Here is an 18,299-nt window from a genome sequence, read left to right on the forward strand (position 1 = left end):
CATGTTCAATCACATTCTGGTTCCCATCGATGGCTCCGAAACTTCGATGTTCGCGGTAAGCAAGGCGAGCGGACTGGCGCTTGCTTTCGGCAGCCGGATCACGCTGATCCATGTGATCGACAACTATCCGTTCATCGGTGTCGGCGCCGATTACGCGATGGGGCAGAACGAGTATCTGGCGGCTGCGACCAGCAGCGCGCACGCTGCGCTGGCGCGCGGTGTCGCCGCGCTGGCAGCCGAAGGCCTGCACAGCGACCAGCGCGTGATCGACGGGCATGTGGTGCACGAAGCCATCACCGACACGGCGCGCGCCCTGGGCGTCGACCTGATCGTCATGGGCTCGCATGGCCGCGCCGGAATCGAGAAACTTCTGCTGGGCAGCGTCACGCAGCGAGTGCTCCAGGACGCGACGATGCCGGTAATGGTGGTCAAGGCCGAGTGACCGTCATCAGAACGGCGTCGCGCTTTCGAAGCGCACCGGCTCTCCGCTTGCCGGATGCCGGAACCGCAGCAGGCTTGCATGCAGCAGCAGCCGTTCGGAACGGTCCCTGACCGGATCGCCTGCATACAGCGTGTCGCCGAGGATCGGATGGCCGATGGAAGCCAGATGCACGCGGAGCTGGTGGGTGCGACCGGTGCGCGGTTCCAGCAGCAGACGGGTCGCATCGTCAGGCTCGCTTCCTAGCGCACGCCAGCGCGTGATGCTCGGTTTTCCGGCCGCGTCGATCTTCTGCATCGGTCGGCGCGGCCAGTCGGCGGCGATCGGCGCATCGATGGTCGACCAGTCCGGGGTTACCGCCAGCAGTCCGTCGACCACCGCCTCGTAGCGTTTCCAGACCTCCTGCCTGGCGAAAGCGTCGCCCAAAGCGCGCTGCAGCGCCGGGCTGCGCGCCATCAGCACCAGCCCGCTCGTGGCCATGTCGAGCCGGTGCACCACCAGGGCATCGGGCCAGCGGGCGAGCGCGCGTGCGCTCAGGCAATCCTGCTTGTCCTCGCCGCGGCCTGGCACACACAGCAACCCCGACGGCTTGTCGAGCACCAGCAGATGGGCGTCTTCGTGAATGACGACGAGCCCGGGCGGGATTGCAGGGCGTTGCGTTGAAGGAACAGGGAGCGTGAACGGAGCTGTCATCGGCGAAGTCGTCGGCGGTGGGCTATTCTCGAACGGATGTCAGCCGCCGCACCCGATCCGCTCAGAGAATCCGTCCAACCCAGCTTTTCCGATCTCACCCGACAGCGCCCGTTCATGCGTCTGTGGATTGCACGGCTCTTCGGAACCGCTGCCAGTCAGATGTTGCTGGTGGCGATCGGCTGGCACATGTACGACCTCACCGGCAGCGCCTGGGACCTGGGGCTTGTCGGGCTCTACCAGTTCATGCCGGCGCTGATCCTGGCGCTTTATGCGGGCCACGTGGTCGACCGGCACCACCGCGGCCGCATCCTCGCGATCTGTTTCGCGGTGCAGGGGCTGGTAGCGCTCGCGCTGCTGTCGGCCCATGTCGGACACCATGATTCCCGTGCGCTGCTGCTGGGGCTCTCGGTCGTGCTCGGCGCCGTGCGCGCTTTCCAGATGCCGGCCCAGCAGGCGCTGACGCCGATGCTGGTGCCGCCGCTGATGCTGCCGCGCGCGATGGCTTTCAGTTCGGCGGGGATGCAGGGCGCGATCATCGGCGGGCCGGCGCTGGGCGGATTACTCTTCGTCGCCGGCACCGGCGTGGTGTACGGCGCGAGCGTCGTGCTGTTCGCGATCGGCTGCGTTCTCGTCGTAGCGCTGCGGTACGTCCAGCCGGCGCGGGTCCGTGAGCCGGTGACCATGGCGACGATCTTCGCCGGCGTCGATTTCATCTGGCGCCGCAAGCCGGTGCTCGGTGCCGTGTCGCTGGACCTGTTCGCCGTGCTGCTCGGCGGCGCGGTGGCGCTGCTGCCGATCTATGCCAAGGACATCCTGCACACCGGCGCCTGGGGCATGGGCCTGTTGCGCAGCGCGCCGGCGGTCGGGGCGCTGCTGACGTCGATCGTGTTGACGCGCCAGCCGATCGAGCGCCACGTCGGGCGCACGCTGCTGATCGCGGTGGCGCTGTTCGGGCTGTGCATGGTGGTATTCGGGCTGTCGCAGAGCTTTCTGATTTCGCTGATCGCGCTGGCGGTTTCGGGTGGTGCGGACATGGTCAACGTCGTGATCCGCCAGACGCTGGTGCAGCTGGAGACGCCGGATGCGATGCGCGGCCGGGTAAGCGCGGTGAATTCGATCTTCATCGGCGCCAGCAACCAGCTCGGTGAATTCGAGTCCGGCGCCACGGCTGCGCTGCTCGGTCCGGTCGGTTCGGTGGTTCTGGGTGGCGTGGGAACGATCGCGGTCGCGGCGGCCTGGTTCAAGCTGTTTCCGTCGCTGGCGCAGCGGGACAGGATCGTGCCGGACGAAAAGATCGGTCCGGTCATTTAATCGAACACCGAAAACGCGCCCGGCGCATACAACGTCACATCGCCAAGTGCCTCCGCCACGCAGGGAAGAATCCAGCCTTCCGCTTTCTCTTCGGCACTCAGGCCGGGCCAGTCGATGGTGTGACGCACCGGACCGGCGCTGACGAGACAGATGCAGGTCCGGCAGGTGCCGTTGCGGCACGAACTGGGCAGTTCGATGCCGGCCGCTTCGGCTGCGCGAAGCAATGTCTGGCCGGGCTCGGCTTCGAAATCGAAGCCGCCCGGCGCGACCCGGACTTTCACCTTGCCTGCTGCCGGCGCTGTTCGCGCAGCATGAAAAGGTACAGCCCTTCGACTTTTTCCCGTGCCCATGGCGTCTTGCGCAGGAATTTCAGGCTCGACGCCACGCTCGGGTCCGCCGTGAAGCATCGAACCGGAATGCGCTCGCCCAATCCGTCCCAGCCGTAGTTTTCGGCCAGCGCGGTGACGATGGTTTCGAGCGTGAGGCCGTGCAGCGGGTTGCGCGGCTGTCCTCCGGCTTCGGTCGTCACCGTCGGCTCACTTGTTCTTCAGCTTGCCGCGCGGAATCACCGCCGTGGTGACGGTGCGGATCGGCTCCCCGGCGATCGCCGGCGGCTTTGGCGGCGAGGTGTCCTTGCGAGGTTTCTTTGCTTCCTTGTTGGTGCGTTGTTGACCTTTGGCCATGATTTTTCTCCGGATAGATGCGATGCAATGAACGGTAACGGCCAGTTTAGCGGCGCAGCGACAATAGCCGGTTCTTTGAACGAACCACGCTTCTCTCTCCTGTCATGTCCAACTACGAAGTTCGCCCCGCCGAAATGCGCGATGCCAAAGCCATCGCCGAAGTCCACGCCGCCGCCGCTGCGGTCGCCTATGCGGACATCCTCCCCGAAGATCAGCTGCGCGCCCTGGCGCCGGCCACCCGTGAAGCCAAGTGGCGCGACGCCATCGAATTCAGCGAGCCGCAGGTCCAGGTGGCCGTGTCGGGCGACAAGGTCGTCGGTTTCGTCGGCTTCGACCGCTCGCGCGACCCGAAGACGCCGTCGACCACCGGCGAGATCTGGTCGCTCTACGTTCTGCCGGCGCATTGGGACAAGGGTGTCGGCGTCGCCCTCTGGGATGCCGCCCGCGAAGGCCTCGACGAAGAGGGCTGCACCAACGTCACGATGTGGATCCCGTTGCGTAACGAACGCGCGCTGCGCTTCGCCGAGCTCGCCGGCTTCAAGCGCGACATGAAGACAGCCAAGACCACCTCCATCGGGACTGCGAGGATCGAAGAAGTCCGACTCAAGCGCACCGTCGCCTGAGTTAGAAAAAGGAAATATGGCCTCCAGTCTTTTCCTTCTCCTCGATGACATCGCGACCGTGCTCGACGATGTCGCGGTTCTCTCCAAGGTCGCCGTCAAGAAGACCGCCGGCGTTCTGGGCGACGACCTCGCGCTCAATGCCCAGCAGGTCTCGGGCGTGCGCGCCGACCGCGAGCTGCCCGTCGTCTGGGCCGTCTGCAAGGGTTCGTTCATCAACAAGGCGATCCTGGTGCCGGCGGCGCTGCTCATCGGCAGCTTCGCTTCCTGGGCGATCACGCCGCTGCTGATGATTGGCGGTGCGTTTCTCTGCTTTGAGGGCGTCGAGAAGCTGGCGCACAAGTTCCTGCACAAGGACGAGCATGAGGCCAAAAAAGAACGGCATGTGGCGGCGATTGCCGACGCGGCGGTCGATGTCGTCGCGGCCGAGAAGGAAAAAGTCAAGGGCGCCATCCGCACCGATTTCATCCTTTCGGCGGAAATCATCGTGATCACGCTCGGAACGGTGGCCGGTCAGTCGTTCGGCACGCAGGTCGCCGTGCTGGTCGGTATCGCGATCGCGATGACGGTCGGCGTCTACGGGCTGGTCGCCGGCATCGTGCGGCTCGACGACGCGGGCACCTACCTGACGAAGAAGTCGAGCGCCGGGTTGCAGGCGCTCGGCCGCGGAATCCTCGCGACCGCACCCTGGCTCATGAAGGCGCTGTCGGTCGTCGGTACGCTGGCTATGTTCCTTGTCGGCGGCGGGATTCTGGTGCACGGCGTGCCGTTCATCGGCCACGGCGTCGACGGCTGGGCGCAGGCGACGGGCGGCGTGCTCGGGGCGATCGGCCCGTCGTTCGTCAATCTGGTGGTCGGCCTGATCGCCGGTGCCGTGGTGCTGGCGGTGGTAGAGCTCGGCAAGAAGCTTTTCAGCCGCCGCGCTTCTTCTTCGCCCGCTGCATGAGGTCGACGGCGGCCAGCGCGATGCCGAGCACCAGCGCGAACCAGCCGACCACCTGTGCGCCCGCGACCATTTCGTAGAAGCGTGAAGACTGAAGGAAGCGGGGGCCGACGATGATCGCGATACCGATCAATGCGACAAGAATGCCGCGCTCGAACATGCGCGGTGCACGGGTGGGTTTGGATGCCATAGCGGCCAAGTTTAGGTGCCACGGAACGAGAGCTGGCTGGCGCTCCGTGTTTCTGGCGCTCTCGATGGCGTTGGGCGGCTTGGGCGCTGCAGACGTCATTGCCCAGCCGGCGCGTCAGGATGCCGCCCAGTTTCCCGCTGCCGCAGTGCGCTTTCTCGACGGCGAACTGCCGCTCATGGAAGCCGCGATCAGGGACCGCGACCGCGATTTCTTCGAGGATTCGATGGCGCGCACCGTGTCGTTTTCCGAGGATTGGGGCTTCAAGGCGCGCGCCAACCCCGATCTGGCGCCGTACCAGGCCTGTACCGATGCCGTTTCCGACTATGTCGTGGTCGGTCTGTGCCGGCTGATGCCCGCGAGCAGCGCCTGCGATCCGGCGCTGGCAGCGCACTTCGATGCCAGCGTGCGCAGTTGCCGCGCGGCAGCCCGCTGAAAGATTCCGCAACTTTGTGGTCTAACGCGAAGCCAGCTGATAGCTCAACAGCAGGCTGATGCGCACCTTGCGCGCCGGATTGTCGATGGCGGCATCGCCGGTCGGTTTGCCGATCGCGAGATCGACGCTGTAGTGTTTCGCATCCGACAGCCGGACGCCGAGGGCGACCGAACGCAGCGTGCGGGGCATCGGGCGGCCGATATCCGTCGACACCCGTGCCTGTTCGAGCAGGACGTAGGGCTCGACCTGCTTCAGCCAGGTGGTATCGAACCTGAACATGCGGTTCAGCTCGAAACCCACGCCCCAACCCGAGTCTCCGGCTGCATCGCCCGCAGCGTAGCCGCGACCGAACTTCGGTCCGCCGAAGGAAATGCGCTCCGACGATGCCAGCGACTGCGGGCTGTACTGCGCACCGAACGACACGCCGGTGCCCCATTGGTTGGCGAACCGGTCCCGCTGGCTGGCGTCGACGGCGAGGCGGGTGAAAGCAAGTCGTGCCGTGCCCGGTCCGCCGAGTCCGGCGACGTTGCTCCGCACTTCGGCCGAAGCGCCGGCACCGTCGAAGCCCTGCGCCAGCATCAGTCCGGCGCTGCGGCTGCGGTCGGGCTGCACGTCGAGATAAGCGAGCTGCGCGAAGAGTGCGCGCACGCGGGTGTCGTCGGTGAGCCGGGCACCGTTCGCGGGCACGCGGTAGTCGTCGGCGTTGTCGACGCCGTAGAAGCCGCCGTTCAGCAGCAGGCTGCTGCGCGCATCCAGCAGCAGCGGGTAGCTGGCGGAAAGCTCGAGGCGGCGGTTGGTGTTGAAGCGCTCGAGCGGCGATCCGCTGTCCAGCTTCTTGTCCGGATAGCCCCGATACGTCGTGGCCTGCGCCTTGAACTGCAGGCCGTCGTTGCCGACGAGCTGCGTGTAGCCGAGCGTCAGCAGTTTCTCGCGCGCCGGATCACCCAGCAATGTCGATGCGCTCAGCTGGCCGCCGGGCACGAAAGGATCGTTGAGGACACCGCTCAATACCGCGCGCGCGGTCGGCTGACGCAGATCGGCGCCGACAGATATGTTGTACGGCTTCCGCACGACCTTGAGCACCAGCACGGTGGCGCCATCGGTGGTGGCCGGCATCGAGGCTGTCGCGGCCACCGTGACGCCGGGCAGCCGCAGCAGCAACTGCGTGATGCGGTCGAAGGTCGACTGGCGCAGCGGCCGCTCGGCGAGCAGGCGGTTCGCGATGTCGCGCAACCGCGCTTCCGCCGGTCCGGCGTCGCCCTCGATCCGCACGCTGCCGATGTAGCCCTCGACCGCGATCACGCGCACCACGCCGCCGTCGAAACTCTGGTCCGGCAGGTACACGAACGACAGCGGGTGACCGGCCTGCCTGTAGAGCGCGGTCGCCTGGCCGGCGATCTCGACCAGCTGCGCAACCGTTGTCTGTCGACCGGCCATCGGCGCAAAAAGCGCGGAAACGGTGGAAAAGGGAAGGGCCTTCACGCCCTCGATGTCGAAGCGCGACGGCGCGAGCTGCCGGGACAGCTTGTCCGCGCCGTCGGCGGCGCCGGGCGGTGGCCGCGCGGTCACTTGCGGCGCCGGTGCCTGCACTGCAGGAACCGGCGCCGGCATCGGCAGCTGGTCGAGCGGATTGCCGCCCTGCGCGGTCTGTGCGTGCAGGGCGACGGCGCCTCCAGCCAGCGTCAGCGCGATGCCGACACGGTGAAAACGACGGGTGGGTGTCGGTTGGAGTGTCGGCATCGGCTTTGACTCGGTTGGCGACTCAGTTGTTGCCGCCGCGGCTCAGGCCCAGTCCACCCAGTGCACCGAGACCGCCGAGGCCACCGACGCTACTCACCAGGCCCGTGACGCCGGTCACCACCGTGCCTGCAGCCGCAGTCGTGCCCGCCACCAGCGGTGCGACCGAGCCGACGCCGACAGCGCTCGTCGTGCCGGCAACGGTCGCGCCGGTGGCGGCCACCGTGCTGCCGAGCGTCGTCGGCGCGCTGGTCAACGTGCCGGATGTTCCGGTCACCAGTCCGGCACCGACCCCTGCGCCCAGACCGGCACCGACGCCAGCGGACACGCCCCCATTGCTCGCCGCGACCGATGCGCCGATTCCTGCGCCCGCCGCGGCGCCCACACCGGCCACCACACCGGAAACCGGCGCCAGCACCGCGCCTGTGCCGGCGAGGGCGCCGACTGCACCGACTGCGCCTGTCAAGCCTGACAGGCCTGACAGGCCTGAAAGACCGGGCGCCGCCGGCGTGCCGCCTGTCGCAACGTCCGGCGAACGCACCAGTTGGCCGGCACCGCCGACGGTCGTTCCCAGCGGTTGCGTCAGCGAAGCCACCTGCGTGCCGACGCCGATGCCCTGGAGGCTGGCGCCGACCTGACGCGTCAGGCCATCGACGGGCCGGCCGATGCCCGTGCCGTCGCCGATGCGCTGCACCAGCGTCAGTGCGCCGCTGTCGATACGGTCAACGGCCTGGCTCGCGCCGCCCGTGATCTGGCGCACCGTGCCGTTCGACATGACGCCGCCGAGCGATCCCGCAACATTGCCGACGCCGTTGCCGACGCCGTCGACCAGTCCGCCTGCAACGTTGGTGACCGCGCCCAACGGCGAGTTGCCGCCGATCGATGCCACCAACGTCCCGGCACTCGACACCGTTTTGCCCGTGCTGTCGACGACTGCAGGCAGGCCGCCCAGTGTCGTGCCGACGACATCCGTGCCGAGGCCCATCTGGCCCAGGCCACTGCTGACCGCGGTCCCGACATTGCCGACCGTCGCGCCCGCATTGGCGATCACCGAACCGGCCGGCGTGCTGCTCCCGACGCCGGAAACAATGGTGCCGGCGCCCGTCACCGTCTTGCCGAGGCCATCGAGAAGCTGGCCACCCGCCGATGCGACGGCAGCGGGGCCGCCTGTTCCTCCGCCGATACCTCCACCTGTACCTCCGCCTGTTCCGCCGCCGGTGCTTCCACCCGTTCCGCCGCCGGCCATCCCGGTGCCTCCACTCCCGCCCGTGCCGCTCGCGCCGCCCGTTACACCGCCGCCCACACCTACGACGGGATCACTGCCGCCACCACTGCTCCCGCCACCCGCACCGCCGCTCCCGGCGCCGCCCCCACTGTCGGATACGCCGGTGGCGCCTCCGATGCCGCCCGGCGTCGCCTCGCTGCTACCGCCCGCGGAGGCGCCTACATGACCGCTCGACGAGCAGCCTCCCAACGTTGCAAGCGCAGCAGTCACTGCCGCCGCGCAAAGGATCGAATTGAATCGTGTCTGGATACTGGCTCGCATGTCGTTCTCCTGATTTCAACGTCGTCACAAACCGGGCGAACTGGGGTTCACCCGGTGCCTGAACGCGATGCGCTGCTGGCTTCGGTAATGCAGCGGTCGATCGCGTTACAGGTATTTGTAAACAATCGAACACAATCTGTGACGTTTGAAAATCGATAAAAGACAACTGAGCAAAAACGTTTGCGTGATCGATTTCACAATCGACCCAGCGTATTTTCCCTATCTAGTACCTAAGACCTAACGGCGTGGGCTGGTCTGTTCAGATTTCTGGATTCGCCAACCGGGCTGCGACGGCGGCGATGTCCGCATCGTCGCGCACGGAAGCCAGCAGCGCTGGTGCACCGCTGAATGCAGCAGCGACGGCGATAGATTTTTTGGGGCACAGGCCCAGGCAGGAAGATTGCGCGACGCGGAGCCGGAAGCGTTCCTTGCCGAGCGTTCCCTTGAGTTCGCGCCGAACGTCCTTGGCCGTGAGTTTCGACGGCCCGCTGCTGCGTTTCTGGCATTCGCCGCAGACGAGCACCAGACCGTCGAACTTCGCCTTCTCGAACGGCGGTTGCAGCGCCGACCTATCTGCGGACGGGATAGTTTCTTTTTCTTTCATATCGATCCTTCGAACTTGTTCGCTGCGAGCCTAGACCGCAACACCATCGCGCCATGTAGACCGCAACGCCGTTGCGCTATCGTTCAGCCTGCAATTTCCCGAAGACCTTTCATGACGCTAAACCCCGCCCAACCTCTTCCGTCCCTGCCGCCGATCGAGCTCGTGTCCGGGCCCGAACCGACCGCCACCATGATCGTGATCCACGGACTGGGTGCCGACGGCAACGATTTCGTGCCGATCGCGAAGCAACTCGACCTGTCGTCGGTGGGCCCGGTGCGTTTCGTGTTTCCCAATGCGCCTGTGATTCCCGTCACGATCAACGGCGGCTACCCGATGCCGGCCTGGTACGACATCGCCGGACCGGGACGTCCCGAAGACGACACCGGACTGCGTCGCTCGATGGCCGCGATCGAGACGTTGATCGCCCGCGAGAAAGCGCGCGGCATTCCGGCGAATCGCATCGTCATCGCCGGCTTTTCGCAGGGCTGTGCGATGGCGCTGCTGACCGGCTTGCGCCATTCGGAGCGCCTGGCGGGCATCGTCGGGCTGTCGGGTTACCTGCCGCTGGCCAGCACGACAGCCACCGAGCGCAATCCGGCAAATCAGGACACACCGGTGTTCCTGGCGCACGGAAGCCGCGACGGCGTGGTCGTGCCGGCGCGCGCCGCAGCCTCTCGCGATGCGCTGACGGCGCTGGGTTATGCGGTCGAATGGCACGAATATCCGATGGAGCATTCGGTCTGCATGGAAGAGATCGGCGACATCGAGGCTTTCCTGCTGCGCGTGCTGGCCGCATGACGCGGATTCCCCCGCTCAGCAGCCTGTATGCGGAAGTGCTACCTTCCAGCCCCAGAAAGACTGTTGGGTGATAAAAAAATGAGCAAATTGCAGGAGCGGCTGAAAGCGCTTTCGCCCGAGCGGCTGAAAGGCGTGCGGCGGGGAATCGAGAAGGAAAGCCTGCGGTCGCTGCCCGACGGACAGCTTGCGCTGACGCCGCATCCGGCCGCACTGGGATCGGCGCTCACACATCCGAACATCACGACCGATTTCAGCGAGTCGCAGCTGGAACTGATCACCGGCGTGCATGCCGGCGTGGAGGAAGCACTGGACGAGCTGACCGAAGTCCATCGCTTCACCTACGGTGTGCTGGATGCTGCGGGCGACGAACGTCTCTGGGTCTCGAGCATGCCTTGCGGCCTGCCGACGGACGAGACGATTCCGCTGGGCCGCTACGGCAGTTCCAACGTTGCGCGTGCCAAGAGCGTCTATCGCATGGGACTCGGGCACCGTTACGGTCGTCGCATGCAGACGATTTCCGGCATTCACTACAACTGGTCGTTGCCGGGCGTGTCGAGCGAACAGTATTTCGGGCTGATCCGGAATTTCCGGCGTCATGCCTTCCTGCTGCTGTATCTCTTCGGCGCGTCGCCGGCGCTTTGCTCTACCTTCGTCGCGGGCCGTTCGCACGAACTCCAGCCGCTGGGCGACAGCAGCATGCACATGCCGCACGGCACGTCGTTGCGGATGGGCCGACTCGGCTATCAGAGCGATGCGCAGGCGTCGCTCGAAGTCAGCTACAACAGCCTCGAAGGCTACGGCGCGTCTTTGCAGGATGCGCTGACGCGCCCGTGGCCGGCGTACGAAGCCATCGGAATCCAGAATCCGGGCGGCGACTACAGCCAGCTCGCGACCACACTGCTCCAGATCGAGAACGAGTTCTACGGCACCATCCGTCCGAAGCGCGTCATCCATCCCGGCGAGCGTCCGCTGCACGCGCTGCGCGAGCGAGGCGTCGAATATGTCGAAGTGCGACTGATGGACCTCGATCCGTTCGAGCCGGTCGGCATTTCCGCGGAAACCATTCGCTTCCTCGATGTCTTCCTGCTGCATTGCCTGCTGAGCGACAGCCCCGACGATTCGCCGAAGGAAATCGCCGAACTCGCCCATAACCAGCATCTCACCGCTGCGCGCGGGCGCGAGCCCGGTTTGTGCCTGCAGCGCAACGGCACCGATGTGGCGCTCACCGCATGGGGTCACCAACTGGTCGCAGAGTGCACGCCGATCGCGCTTGCACTCGACGCAGCACACGGTGGAGGTCTGTACGCAGCCGCACTGGCCGCAGCCGAAGCCGCGCTCGACGACGCATCACGCCTGCCGTCGGCGCGTGTGCTGGCCGAGATGCATGCGTCGCACGACGATTCCTTCACTTCCTTCGTCTGCGCGCAGTCGGAGTCGATCCGCGCTGCGCTGCTCGCGCAGCCGTTGCCTGCGGACAGGCAGACGGCGTTCGCCGAAGCCAGCGTTGCCTCGGTCGAGGCACAGAAGCGCATCGAGGCCAACGACACGATGCCGTTCGAGATCTATCGGCAGCAGTACGTGTCGCCGGCGCGGCTCGGAATCGGCAAGCGGGTGAGGGTCGCCGCCACCGTCTGACAACGACGGCGCGGCACGATGGCCGTACAGGGATGGTAGGTTTCTGCCTACCTGCAATGGCCTGCATGGCTCACCATGTGGAAACAGTGTTGTTGGAAGATGGACGCAAACATACCTGCAACGCTTCCTCCAACTGCAGCCTTACCTTGTTCCACACATCCATGCCTTTCAAGACCTATCTGGTCGAAGACAACCCGGTGATCCGGGAGAACCTTGTCGGTTTTCTCGAGGATGTCGCCGATGCCACTGTCGTCGCCCATGCCAGTACCGAAGACGAAGCTGTCAAATGGCTCCATTCGCACAGCGGCGATTGGGATCTCGCCGTCATCGACCTGTTCCTGCAGCAGGGCAACGGCTTCGGTGTCGTCAATGCCTGTCGTGATCGAGCGCCGCACCAGAAGGTCGTCGTGCTCAGCAACTATGCGACCAGCGACATGCGCGAGCGATCGCGCGCCTTGGGTGCCGATGCTTTCTTCGATAAATCCGCCGAAATCGACCTGTTGCTGGCGTACTGCGAAGGCGCTCATCGCGCCTGATCGGACCTCGGCGAGGCGCATTTCAGCGCCTCGTTCCTTCGCGTATCAGCGCGTCAGCCATCCCATGCGCCATGCCAGTACGGCGAATGCGGCCATGCTGACGAGGACCAGCAGCCAGATCGCAGTGCCGTTGCTCTCCGCATAAGGATCGCGGACGGTCCGTTTCGAATTTGCCGGCAGTTGCGCCGTTTGCGACAGCGAGCCGCCCAACCGCACATTCACGCGCATCCGCCCGTTGATCGCCCATCCGCTCGCGTCGAGGATCGGCCCCAGGCTTCTCTGCCGGAGCTTGAGCCAGGCAATCAGCATGCTCGGTCCCGATATCGCCAGGATGATTCCGATGATGGCGACTGGAATCCATTGCCCCAGATCCACGAACTTGCCGAAGATGCCGACCATCACGGCGCTGATGCTGCCGAGCGCGACGCCGATGGCCGCAACCGTGCCGACATCGAAACGCGCAGGCACCTTCAGCGGCGATAACGGCGCACCAGGCTTGGCCCCGGCAACCGCCGGTTTGTCGGCCGTCACCAGTGTCGTTGCAAGCGACCCCAGCGAGCCCTGGGCGACGGTGTCGCTGGCGGCGGCGCGCTTGGCAACCTGTTCTTCGATCAGCCGCAGGAATTTCTTGTAGGGCGAGAAGAAGGCCTGCGAGACGCTGGTCGGGTTTTCGATCACCTTGGTGATCGTGGCATCCCAATCCCGGCCCTGGCGGTCGTAGAAGACCCCGTTCCGTCCGATGAAAAGGAAGTCGACATCGCCGGCGGTGAACGCCGATACGATCGTCATGGTCTTGCCGTCGCGGGTGCAGCGGCAGTACGCAAGGTAAGCCTTTGCCAGCCCGGCGAGCGGCGCATGTTTGGTGGCGTCCGCGACTTCGACGCTGAGTTCGCAGCTGCGGCCGTCGAGATACAGCGTCCCAGCCTGGAAAATCGCGCCTTCGCGCCGGTAGAACGCCTTGAACGACACGAAGTTTTCCAGCAGCGTCAGCAGATCGCGCTTGAGCCGAAGCAGTTTCTCCAGATCGGCGATGCGCGCGTTGTGCGGTTCGATGCGTTCGTCTTCGGCGATCAGTTCGAGGACCGCCGCTTCATGAAGAAGTGCGCCTTCGACCTCCGAGGCCGACAGCGCGCCAAGCAGGGTGTCGGGCTTCGCAGCCAGCCAGAGGCTGCACGGCGAGACACGCGATTGCAGCGCCATCCACTCGGCTTCGTCCATGGCGATCGCGTCGGCTCGCAGCAGCGGCTGGACCGCGTCGCGCTGGAGTTTGCGCAGGGCATCGGCCCAGGCGGGGTTGACGCCGTGTTGCAGCGGCAAGGCGCGGTCGGGCTGGATCGGTGCGAGCGGCAGCCTGGCGATGGCGTCTGAACGCATCTGCAGGTCCTGCGCGGCCAGCGTTTCGTAGGTTTCGATGGACGGATTCAGCGCGGCGACGGCCCGGACGTCGAAGGCCGCCACGCGACAGCGTGCGAAGAAATCGTCGACTTTTTCGCGCACCGCGCCCACCGCCTGGGCCGCGGCCAGCATGGCTTCGTTCGGCAGCGGTATGTCCCTTGCGACGCTCGGTGCGTCGACGCCGGCCTGCCAGTCGCGCAACGCGTGTGCCTGCCTGAAGAATATTTCGGCGAGCGCGCGGTTGACGCCGTCCTTGCCGTTGCGGTCCTTGACGCTGCCGTGCGTCTTCATGATGCGGCGGACCACGGCTGCGACGGCTTCGTCGTCGGTGCTTTCCGGCGGGACGACGCCGTCGCCGTTGAAACGCATCGCATCGAGCAGCTGGCTGCGGTCGGTGACGTCGGCCAGCGTGAGGGTGTCGGCGCCTTCCTTCCCACGCAACTGCAGGATGCGGCGCGCTTCTTCAGTCAGCGGCATGTCCGGTGATTTTTCGTCGGCCGGTAGTTCGGCGATGTCGTCCAGCGCCAGCGAATCCCCGCCCTGCATCAGCGTGTCGGGGTTCTTCAGATGGCTGCAGGCCCAGACGCAGGCGGCAATCAGTTCGGGCGGACGGATGCGGCCATCGCGGTCGGTGTCGATCAGGTCGAGCGTGCGGGCGTCGAACTCTATGCCGCGGGTAGGGCAGGCCAGCGCGACCCAGAGTTTCTGGTCGAGTTCGCCGATATGCGCGATGTCGGCGCCACTGCGGATCGCTACCTGATCGACGCCGCCGGCGCGAAAGAATTGCCAGGTGTGGCGGGAAAGTTTTTCATCGTGCATCGGCTTGGCGGATTCGGTTCCTGGTTCTTTGAGGCGGCTTGTGGAAGATGCAAGTTTGCCGGCTCGCCGTCCGGGCATGCGTAGGCCGGAAGGGCAAAATCGGGAGATCCGCATTTCTCACTTTCCCTTCGCACACCCGACACACCATGCAAGCCCTGCCCGACACCCTCTGCTACCTGAACGGCGAGTACACGCCCGTCGGCGAAGCCAAAGTCTCCGTACTCGATCGCGGCTTCATCTTCGGCGACGGCATCTACGAAGTCGTGCCGGTCTACGGTCGCAAGCTGTTCCGCTTCAACGAACACATGGCGCGTCTGGCGCGCAGTCTGGCCAGCCTGAGCATCGACAACCCGCATTCGGCCGAAGAATGGCTGGAGCGCTGCCGCCGCCTGATCGCAGGGCTGCCTGAGGAAGACCAGATGATCTACATCCAGGTCACGCGCGGCGTTGCCGTGCGCGACCATGCGATGACCAGAGGCATCGTGCCGACCGTCTTCATGATGGTCAATGCCATGAAGCTGCCGAGTGCCGAGACGCTCGGGAAGGGCGTGGCCTGCGTGACGGCGAGCGATTTCCGCTGGGAACGCGCCGACATCAAGAGCACCTCGTTGCTGGGCAACGTGCTGGCGCGACAGATTTCGGTCGATGCCGGCGCCACCGAAACCATCCTGATGCGCGACGGACTGCTGACCGAAGCGTCGTCGTCCAATGTGTGGGTGGTGCGCGGCGGCACGGTTTTCGGTTCGCCGAAGAGCAAGCATGTGCTCGAAGGCATCCGCTACGAGCTGATCCGCGAGCTTTGCGAAGAGGAGGGCATCGCTTACGACCTTCGCCCGATCAGCGAAGCCGAATTGCGCGGGGCCGACGAGCTGATGCTGAGTTCGGCCAGCAAGGAAGTGCTGCCGGTGACGCAGCTCGATGGCCAGAAGGTCGGCGACGGCAAGCCCGGTCCGGTCTTCGCACGCCTGCACGCCGCCTATCAGCGGGCGAAGGCGGCGCAGTCGATCTGATCCGGCTTGCCGCGTCTCAGGTCTGGATGTACGTCCGGAGCTGCTCGATGGTCTGTTCGTGGTCCGCGATGATGTCGTCCATCAGGTCGCGGATCGACAGCATGCCGATCACCGTCGCGCCCTCGACGACGGGCAGGTGCCGGATTCGCTTCTGGCTCATCAGCGCCATGCATTCGTGCGTCGGCGTCTGCGGCGTCACGGTGAAGACGTTGGCGGTCATGATTTCCGAGACGCGCACGTCCTTGGAACTCTTGCCCTGCAGCGCGACCTTGCGGGTGTAGTCGCGCTCCGAGAAGACGCCGACCAGCGCATCGCCCTGCATCACGACCAGTGCACCGACCTCGTGTCGCGCCAGCGTTTGCAGCGCATCGAAGACGGTGGTGTCGGGGGCGGTGCGCCAGAGGCCGGGGGCGCGGCGCTGGAGCAGAAGGGAAACTGGCTTCATGGACACTCCGGCAAGTGGATTTGAAAGCCATCATAGGGGGCGACCGCGACTGCGACAATGCAGACCCCTCCGAGCGACGAACAAGCGAAAGTAATTACCGATGGCGATCCAGTGGTTCCCCGGTCACATGCATCTGACCCGCAAGGCCATCGGCGAGCGCATCAAGGACATCGATGTCGTGATCGAACTGCTCGATGCGCGTCTGCCGGGTTCCAGTGCGAACCCGATCCTGGCCGAACTCACCGGCCACAAGCCCGGCGTCAAGGTGCTCAACAAGCAGGACGTGGCCGACCCCGCGCGCACCGCCGAATGGCTCGCGCACTACAACGCGCAGCCCGACACGCGCGCCATCGGCCTGGACGCCAGCCAGACCACCGCCGCGCAGCAGCTGGTCGCGGCCTGCCACCAGCTTTCTCCGAACCGCGGCGGCATGGCGAAGCCGATGCGGGTGCTGATCTGCGGCATTCCCAACGTCGGCAAGTCGACGCTCATCAACACGCTGGTCGGCGGCAAGAAGAAAGCCAAGACCGGCGACGAGGCCGGCATCACCAAGCTCGAACAGCGCATCACGCTGGCCGACGACTTCTATCTCTGGGACACGCCCGGCATGCTGTGGCCCCGCATCGTGGCTGCCAAGTGCGGCTACAACCTGGCGGCCAGCGGCGCCATCGGTCGCAATGCGTACGACGAGGAAGAAGTCGCGCTCGAGCTGCTCGACGTGCTCAAGGTCAACTACGCGGCGCTCATCGCGGCGCGCTTCAAGCTGGACGACACCGATGCTGCCGCAGTCGCAGCAATGAAGGACGAGGAACTTCTCGAAGCCATCGGACGAAAGCGCGGCGCGCTGCTGGGGAAGGGGCGCGTCAATCTGCAGAAAGCGGCGGAAATCGTGATGCAGGCGTTCCGCGATGCCAGCCTGGGCCGCGTGACGCTAGAGACACCCGCGCAGTTCGCCGGCTGGATGGCCGAGGGCGAACTGCTCGATGCGGCGCGTCAGGCGAAAAAGGCAGCGCGCGGAAAGAAGGCCATGCCGGACGGAATACGGTAGCCGGACGCTTTCGACCGGCATCGATGGCATGGCGCTGACACAGGGCTGACAGCACTGCTAGGGGTTGTCACTCTCCGCGGAATCTGAAGTTGTCGTTACCTTCTCGGCACCTCAGACATCAGAACCTCGTGGAGACAAGACACATGCTATTTCCGTTCAAGCGCCTGGCCGTTGCCGGCATCATTTCGCTCGCAGCTGCCGGCGCGTTCGCCGCGGACCCGATCAAGATCGGCGTCGACGGTCCGTTCACCGGCGGGTCGTCGTCGATGGGCGTCAGCATGCGCGACGGCGTACGCCTCGCAGCCGAAGAAATCAACAAGGCCGGTGGCGTGATCGGTCGCCAGATCCTGCTGGTCGAACGCGACGACGAAGCCAAGAACGAACGCGGCGTGCAGATCGCGCAGGAATTCATCAACAAGGAAAAGGTCGTCGCGACCGTCGGCTACATCAACACCGGTGTGGCGCTGGCGTCGCAGCGCTTCTTCCAGGACGCGAAGATCCCCGTCATCAACAACGTCGCGACCGGCTCCATCATCACGCGCCAGTTCGACAAGGACCCCGACAACTACGTGTTCCGCAATGCGGCGCACGATAGCATCCAGGCGCCGATGATCGTGGAAGAGGCGGTCACGCGTCGTGGCTTCAAGAAGGTCGCGATCCTGGCCGACTCCACCAACTACGGCCAGCTGGGCCGCGAGGATCTGGAGAAGGCGCTCAAGGCCAAGGGCATCACTGCCGTCGCGGTCGAGAAGTTCAACATCAAGGACGTCGACATGACGGCCCAGCTGCTGAAGGCCAAGGAAGCGGGCGCCGAAGCCATCCTGACGTACGGCATCGGCCCCGAGCTGGCGCAGATCGCCAACGGCATGACCAAGCTGGGCTGGAAGGTGCCGATGGTCGGCAGCTGGACGCTGGCGATGGCCAACTTCATCGACAACGCCGGTCCCGGCGGCGACGGTGCACGCATGCCGCAGACGTTCATCCAGGAAGCGACGACGCCCAAGCGCAAGGCCTTCATCGACAACTTCGTCGCGAAGTTCAAGCCCAAGAACAACCGGATGGATTCGCCGGTGTCGGCAGCACAGGGCTACGACTCGATCTACCTGCTGGCTGCAGCTATCAAGCAGGCCAACAGCACCGAAGGTCCGAAGATCAAGGAAGCGCTGGAAAACCTGCAGGCGCCGGTCGAGGGCGTCGTGACGACCTACAACAAGCCGTTCTCCAAGACCGACCATGACGCGATCACCGCGAACATCCCGGTATTCGGCGAAGTCAAGGGCGGACGCGTGATCTACGCGAATGCCGACGACCAGAAGGCGGCTGCGAAGGTGCGCATCAAGGATCTGGCGGCCAACGACGCGCTGATGAAGAAATAAGGGTACGAACCCACGGTGGAAGTAGCGCCGCTGCAGGA

21 protein-coding genes are annotated in these 18,299 nt (G+C 65.5%); 11 read left to right on the top strand and 10 right to left on the bottom strand.

From position 1 onward, the window contains the following. Position 1: 1 nt before the first annotated feature. Complete coding sequence (locus tag ACSFA3_RS14195) at positions 2-442, top strand: universal stress protein (RefSeq protein WP_435506084.1); 441 nt, start codon at positions 2-4, stop codon at positions 440-442. A 6-nt stretch (positions 443-448) separates the two neighbouring features. Here the strand turns inward: ACSFA3_RS14195 and ACSFA3_RS14200 are convergent, their stop codons facing one another. Further along, on the bottom strand, positions 449-1,132 hold the full coding sequence (locus ACSFA3_RS14200) for an RluA family pseudouridine synthase (protein WP_435506085.1): 684 nt from the start codon (positions 1,130-1,132) through the stop codon (positions 449-451). Between the two features lie 36 nt (positions 1,133-1,168). On the opposite strand from ACSFA3_RS14200, the gene ACSFA3_RS14205 reads away from it, so the two are divergent. Then, a complete protein-coding gene (locus ACSFA3_RS14205) occupies positions 1,169-2,443 on the top strand; it encodes an MFS transporter (protein ID WP_435506086.1) in 1,275 nt (424 codons plus the stop codon). Here the strand turns inward: ACSFA3_RS14205 and ACSFA3_RS14210 are convergent. From ACSFA3_RS14210 to ACSFA3_RS14220, 3 genes are read right to left on the bottom strand one after another with little or no spacing between them, the layout of a single operon-like run. Next, a complete protein-coding gene (locus ACSFA3_RS14210) occupies positions 2,440-2,724 on the bottom strand; it encodes a 2Fe-2S iron-sulfur cluster-binding protein (RefSeq protein WP_435506087.1) in 285 nt (94 codons plus the stop codon). The genes ACSFA3_RS14205 and ACSFA3_RS14210 overlap by 4 nt on opposite strands. Beyond that, positions 2,721-2,972 (bottom strand): VF530 family protein, encoded by a 252-nt coding sequence (locus ACSFA3_RS14215; protein WP_435506088.1) that lies wholly within the window; start codon positions 2,970-2,972, stop codon positions 2,721-2,723. The genes ACSFA3_RS14210 and ACSFA3_RS14215 overlap by 4 nt, the downstream gene beginning before the upstream one ends. Before the next feature lie 7 nt (positions 2,973-2,979). Then, positions 2,980-3,126, bottom strand: a complete 147-nt coding sequence (locus ACSFA3_RS14220) for a hypothetical protein (protein WP_435506089.1) — start codon at positions 3,124-3,126, stop codon at positions 2,980-2,982. 104 nt (positions 3,127-3,230) lie between these two features. On the opposite strand from ACSFA3_RS14220, the gene ACSFA3_RS14225 reads away from it, so the two are divergent. Next, complete coding sequence (locus tag ACSFA3_RS14225) at positions 3,231-3,749, top strand: GNAT family N-acetyltransferase (protein WP_435506090.1); 519 nt, start codon at positions 3,231-3,233, stop codon at positions 3,747-3,749. A gap of 16 nt (positions 3,750-3,765) precedes the next feature. Beyond that, positions 3,766-4,692: a DUF808 domain-containing protein gene (locus ACSFA3_RS14230; RefSeq protein ID WP_435506091.1), complete on the top strand. Its 927-nt coding sequence runs from the start codon at positions 3,766-3,768 to the stop codon at positions 4,690-4,692. Here ACSFA3_RS14230 and ACSFA3_RS14235 read toward each other — a convergent pair. Beyond that, a complete protein-coding gene (locus tag ACSFA3_RS14235) occupies positions 4,658-4,879 on the bottom strand; it encodes a hypothetical protein (protein WP_435506092.1) in 222 nt (73 codons plus the stop codon). The genes ACSFA3_RS14230 and ACSFA3_RS14235 overlap by 35 nt on opposite strands. 46 nt (positions 4,880-4,925) lie before the next feature. Here ACSFA3_RS14235 and ACSFA3_RS14240 point away from each other — a divergent pair, with 46 nt between their 5' ends. Continuing rightward, positions 4,926-5,312: a hypothetical protein gene (locus ACSFA3_RS14240; RefSeq protein WP_435506093.1), complete on the top strand. Its 387-nt coding sequence runs from the start codon at positions 4,926-4,928 to the stop codon at positions 5,310-5,312. A 21-nt stretch (positions 5,313-5,333) separates the two neighbouring features. Here ACSFA3_RS14240 and ACSFA3_RS14245 read toward each other — a convergent pair whose 3' ends face one another. The 3 genes from ACSFA3_RS14245 to ACSFA3_RS14255 form a co-directional block, all read right to left on the bottom strand. Then, the gene (locus ACSFA3_RS14245) at positions 5,334-7,052 is read right to left on the bottom strand and encodes a ShlB/FhaC/HecB family hemolysin secretion/activation protein (protein ID WP_435506094.1); all 1,719 of its coding nucleotides are present in this window, start codon (positions 7,050-7,052) and stop codon (positions 5,334-5,336) included. A gap of 22 nt (positions 7,053-7,074) precedes the next feature. Then, positions 7,075-8,595: a collagen-like triple helix repeat-containing protein gene (locus tag ACSFA3_RS14250; RefSeq protein ID WP_435506095.1), complete on the bottom strand. Its 1,521-nt coding sequence runs from the start codon at positions 8,593-8,595 to the stop codon at positions 7,075-7,077. Between the two features lie 259 nt (positions 8,596-8,854). Beyond that, complete coding sequence (locus ACSFA3_RS14255; protein ID WP_435506096.1) at positions 8,855-9,199, bottom strand: hypothetical protein; 345 nt, start codon at positions 9,197-9,199, stop codon at positions 8,855-8,857. A 111-nt stretch (positions 9,200-9,310) separates the two neighbouring features. Here ACSFA3_RS14255 and ACSFA3_RS14260 point away from each other — a divergent pair, with 111 nt between their 5' ends. The 3 genes from ACSFA3_RS14260 (at position 9,311) to ACSFA3_RS14270 (ending at position 12,168) form a co-directional block, all read left to right on the top strand. Next, complete coding sequence (locus ACSFA3_RS14260; RefSeq protein ID WP_435506097.1) at positions 9,311-9,997, top strand: alpha/beta hydrolase; 687 nt, start codon at positions 9,311-9,313, stop codon at positions 9,995-9,997. Positions 9,998-10,075: 78 nt separating this feature from the next. Further along, positions 10,076-11,632: a glutamate--cysteine ligase gene (gshA, locus tag ACSFA3_RS14265; RefSeq protein ID WP_435506098.1), complete on the top strand. Its 1,557-nt coding sequence runs from the start codon at positions 10,076-10,078 to the stop codon at positions 11,630-11,632. Positions 11,633-11,793: 161 nt separating this feature from the next. Continuing rightward, complete coding sequence (locus ACSFA3_RS14270) at positions 11,794-12,168, top strand: response regulator (protein WP_435506231.1); 375 nt, start codon at positions 11,794-11,796, stop codon at positions 12,166-12,168. Between the two features lie 45 nt (positions 12,169-12,213). Here ACSFA3_RS14270 and ACSFA3_RS14275 read toward each other — a convergent pair whose 3' ends face one another. Beyond that, the gene (locus ACSFA3_RS14275; protein WP_435506099.1) at positions 12,214-14,382 is read right to left on the bottom strand and encodes a hypothetical protein; all 2,169 of its coding nucleotides are present in this window, start codon (positions 14,380-14,382) and stop codon (positions 12,214-12,216) included. 146 nt (positions 14,383-14,528) lie between these two features. Here ACSFA3_RS14275 and ACSFA3_RS14280 point away from each other — a divergent pair, with 146 nt between their 5' ends. After that, positions 14,529-15,392 (top strand): D-amino acid aminotransferase, encoded by an 864-nt coding sequence (locus tag ACSFA3_RS14280; protein WP_435506100.1) that lies wholly within the window; start codon positions 14,529-14,531, stop codon positions 15,390-15,392. A 16-nt stretch (positions 15,393-15,408) separates the two neighbouring features. Here ACSFA3_RS14280 and ACSFA3_RS14285 read toward each other — a convergent pair whose 3' ends face one another. Further along, positions 15,409-15,837, bottom strand: a complete 429-nt coding sequence (locus ACSFA3_RS14285; RefSeq protein ID WP_435506101.1) for a CBS domain-containing protein — start codon at positions 15,835-15,837, stop codon at positions 15,409-15,411. A 100-nt stretch (positions 15,838-15,937) separates the two neighbouring features. Between ACSFA3_RS14285 and ylqF the strand changes: the two genes are divergently transcribed. Beyond that, the gene (gene ylqF, locus ACSFA3_RS14290) at positions 15,938-16,885 is read left to right on the top strand and encodes a ribosome biogenesis GTPase YlqF (protein ID WP_435506102.1); all 948 of its coding nucleotides are present in this window, start codon (positions 15,938-15,940) and stop codon (positions 16,883-16,885) included. A 143-nt stretch (positions 16,886-17,028) separates the two neighbouring features. Further along, positions 17,029-18,261 (top strand): ABC transporter substrate-binding protein, encoded by a 1,233-nt coding sequence (locus ACSFA3_RS14295; RefSeq protein ID WP_435506103.1) that lies wholly within the window; start codon positions 17,029-17,031, stop codon positions 18,259-18,261. The last annotated feature ends 38 nt before the right edge of the window (positions 18,262-18,299 follow it).

Origin of the sequence: Variovorax glucosi (assembly GCF_051216695.1) — a bacterium.
GTDB lineage: Bacteria > Pseudomonadota > Gammaproteobacteria > Burkholderiales > Burkholderiaceae_C > Variovorax.

Bases quoted from the DNA above. Each gene is read 5' to 3' on its own strand.
- ACSFA3_RS14195 (WP_435506084.1), top strand. From the start codon at position 2: ATGTTCAATCACATTCTGGTTCCCATCGATGGCTCCGAAACTTCGATG.
- ACSFA3_RS14200 (WP_435506085.1), bottom strand. From the start codon at position 1,132: ATGACAGCTCCGTTCACGCTCCCTGTTCCTTCAACGCAACGCCCTGCA.
- ACSFA3_RS14205 (WP_435506086.1), top strand. From the start codon at position 1,169: ATGTCAGCCGCCGCACCCGATCCGCTCAGAGAATCCGTCCAACCCAGC.
- ACSFA3_RS14220 (WP_435506089.1), bottom strand. From the start codon at position 3,126: ATGGCCAAAGGTCAACAACGCACCAACAAGGAAGCAAAGAAACCTCGC.
- ACSFA3_RS14225 (WP_435506090.1), top strand. From the start codon at position 3,231: ATGTCCAACTACGAAGTTCGCCCCGCCGAAATGCGCGATGCCAAAGCC.
- ACSFA3_RS14230 (WP_435506091.1), top strand. From the start codon at position 3,766: ATGGCCTCCAGTCTTTTCCTTCTCCTCGATGACATCGCGACCGTGCTC.
- ACSFA3_RS14235 (WP_435506092.1), bottom strand. From the start codon at position 4,879: ATGGCATCCAAACCCACCCGTGCACCGCGCATGTTCGAGCGCGGCATT.
- ACSFA3_RS14245 (WP_435506094.1), bottom strand. From the start codon at position 7,052: ATGCCGACACTCCAACCGACACCCACCCGTCGTTTTCACCGTGTCGGC.
- ACSFA3_RS14250 (WP_435506095.1), bottom strand. From the start codon at position 8,595: ATGCGAGCCAGTATCCAGACACGATTCAATTCGATCCTTTGCGCGGCG.
- ACSFA3_RS14255 (WP_435506096.1), bottom strand. From the start codon at position 9,199: ATGAAAGAAAAAGAAACTATCCCGTCCGCAGATAGGTCGGCGCTGCAA.
- ACSFA3_RS14260 (WP_435506097.1), top strand. From the start codon at position 9,311: ATGACGCTAAACCCCGCCCAACCTCTTCCGTCCCTGCCGCCGATCGAG.
- gshA (WP_435506098.1), top strand. From the start codon at position 10,076: ATGAGCAAATTGCAGGAGCGGCTGAAAGCGCTTTCGCCCGAGCGGCTG.
- ACSFA3_RS14270 (WP_435506231.1), top strand. From the start codon at position 11,794: ATGCCTTTCAAGACCTATCTGGTCGAAGACAACCCGGTGATCCGGGAG.
- ACSFA3_RS14275 (WP_435506099.1), bottom strand. From the start codon at position 14,382: ATGCACGATGAAAAACTTTCCCGCCACACCTGGCAATTCTTTCGCGCC.
- ACSFA3_RS14280 (WP_435506100.1), top strand. From the start codon at position 14,529: ATGCAAGCCCTGCCCGACACCCTCTGCTACCTGAACGGCGAGTACACG.
- ACSFA3_RS14285 (WP_435506101.1), bottom strand. From the start codon at position 15,837: ATGAAGCCAGTTTCCCTTCTGCTCCAGCGCCGCGCCCCCGGCCTCTGG.
- ylqF (WP_435506102.1), top strand. From the start codon at position 15,938: ATGGCGATCCAGTGGTTCCCCGGTCACATGCATCTGACCCGCAAGGCC.
- ACSFA3_RS14295 (WP_435506103.1), top strand. From the start codon at position 17,029: ATGCTATTTCCGTTCAAGCGCCTGGCCGTTGCCGGCATCATTTCGCTC.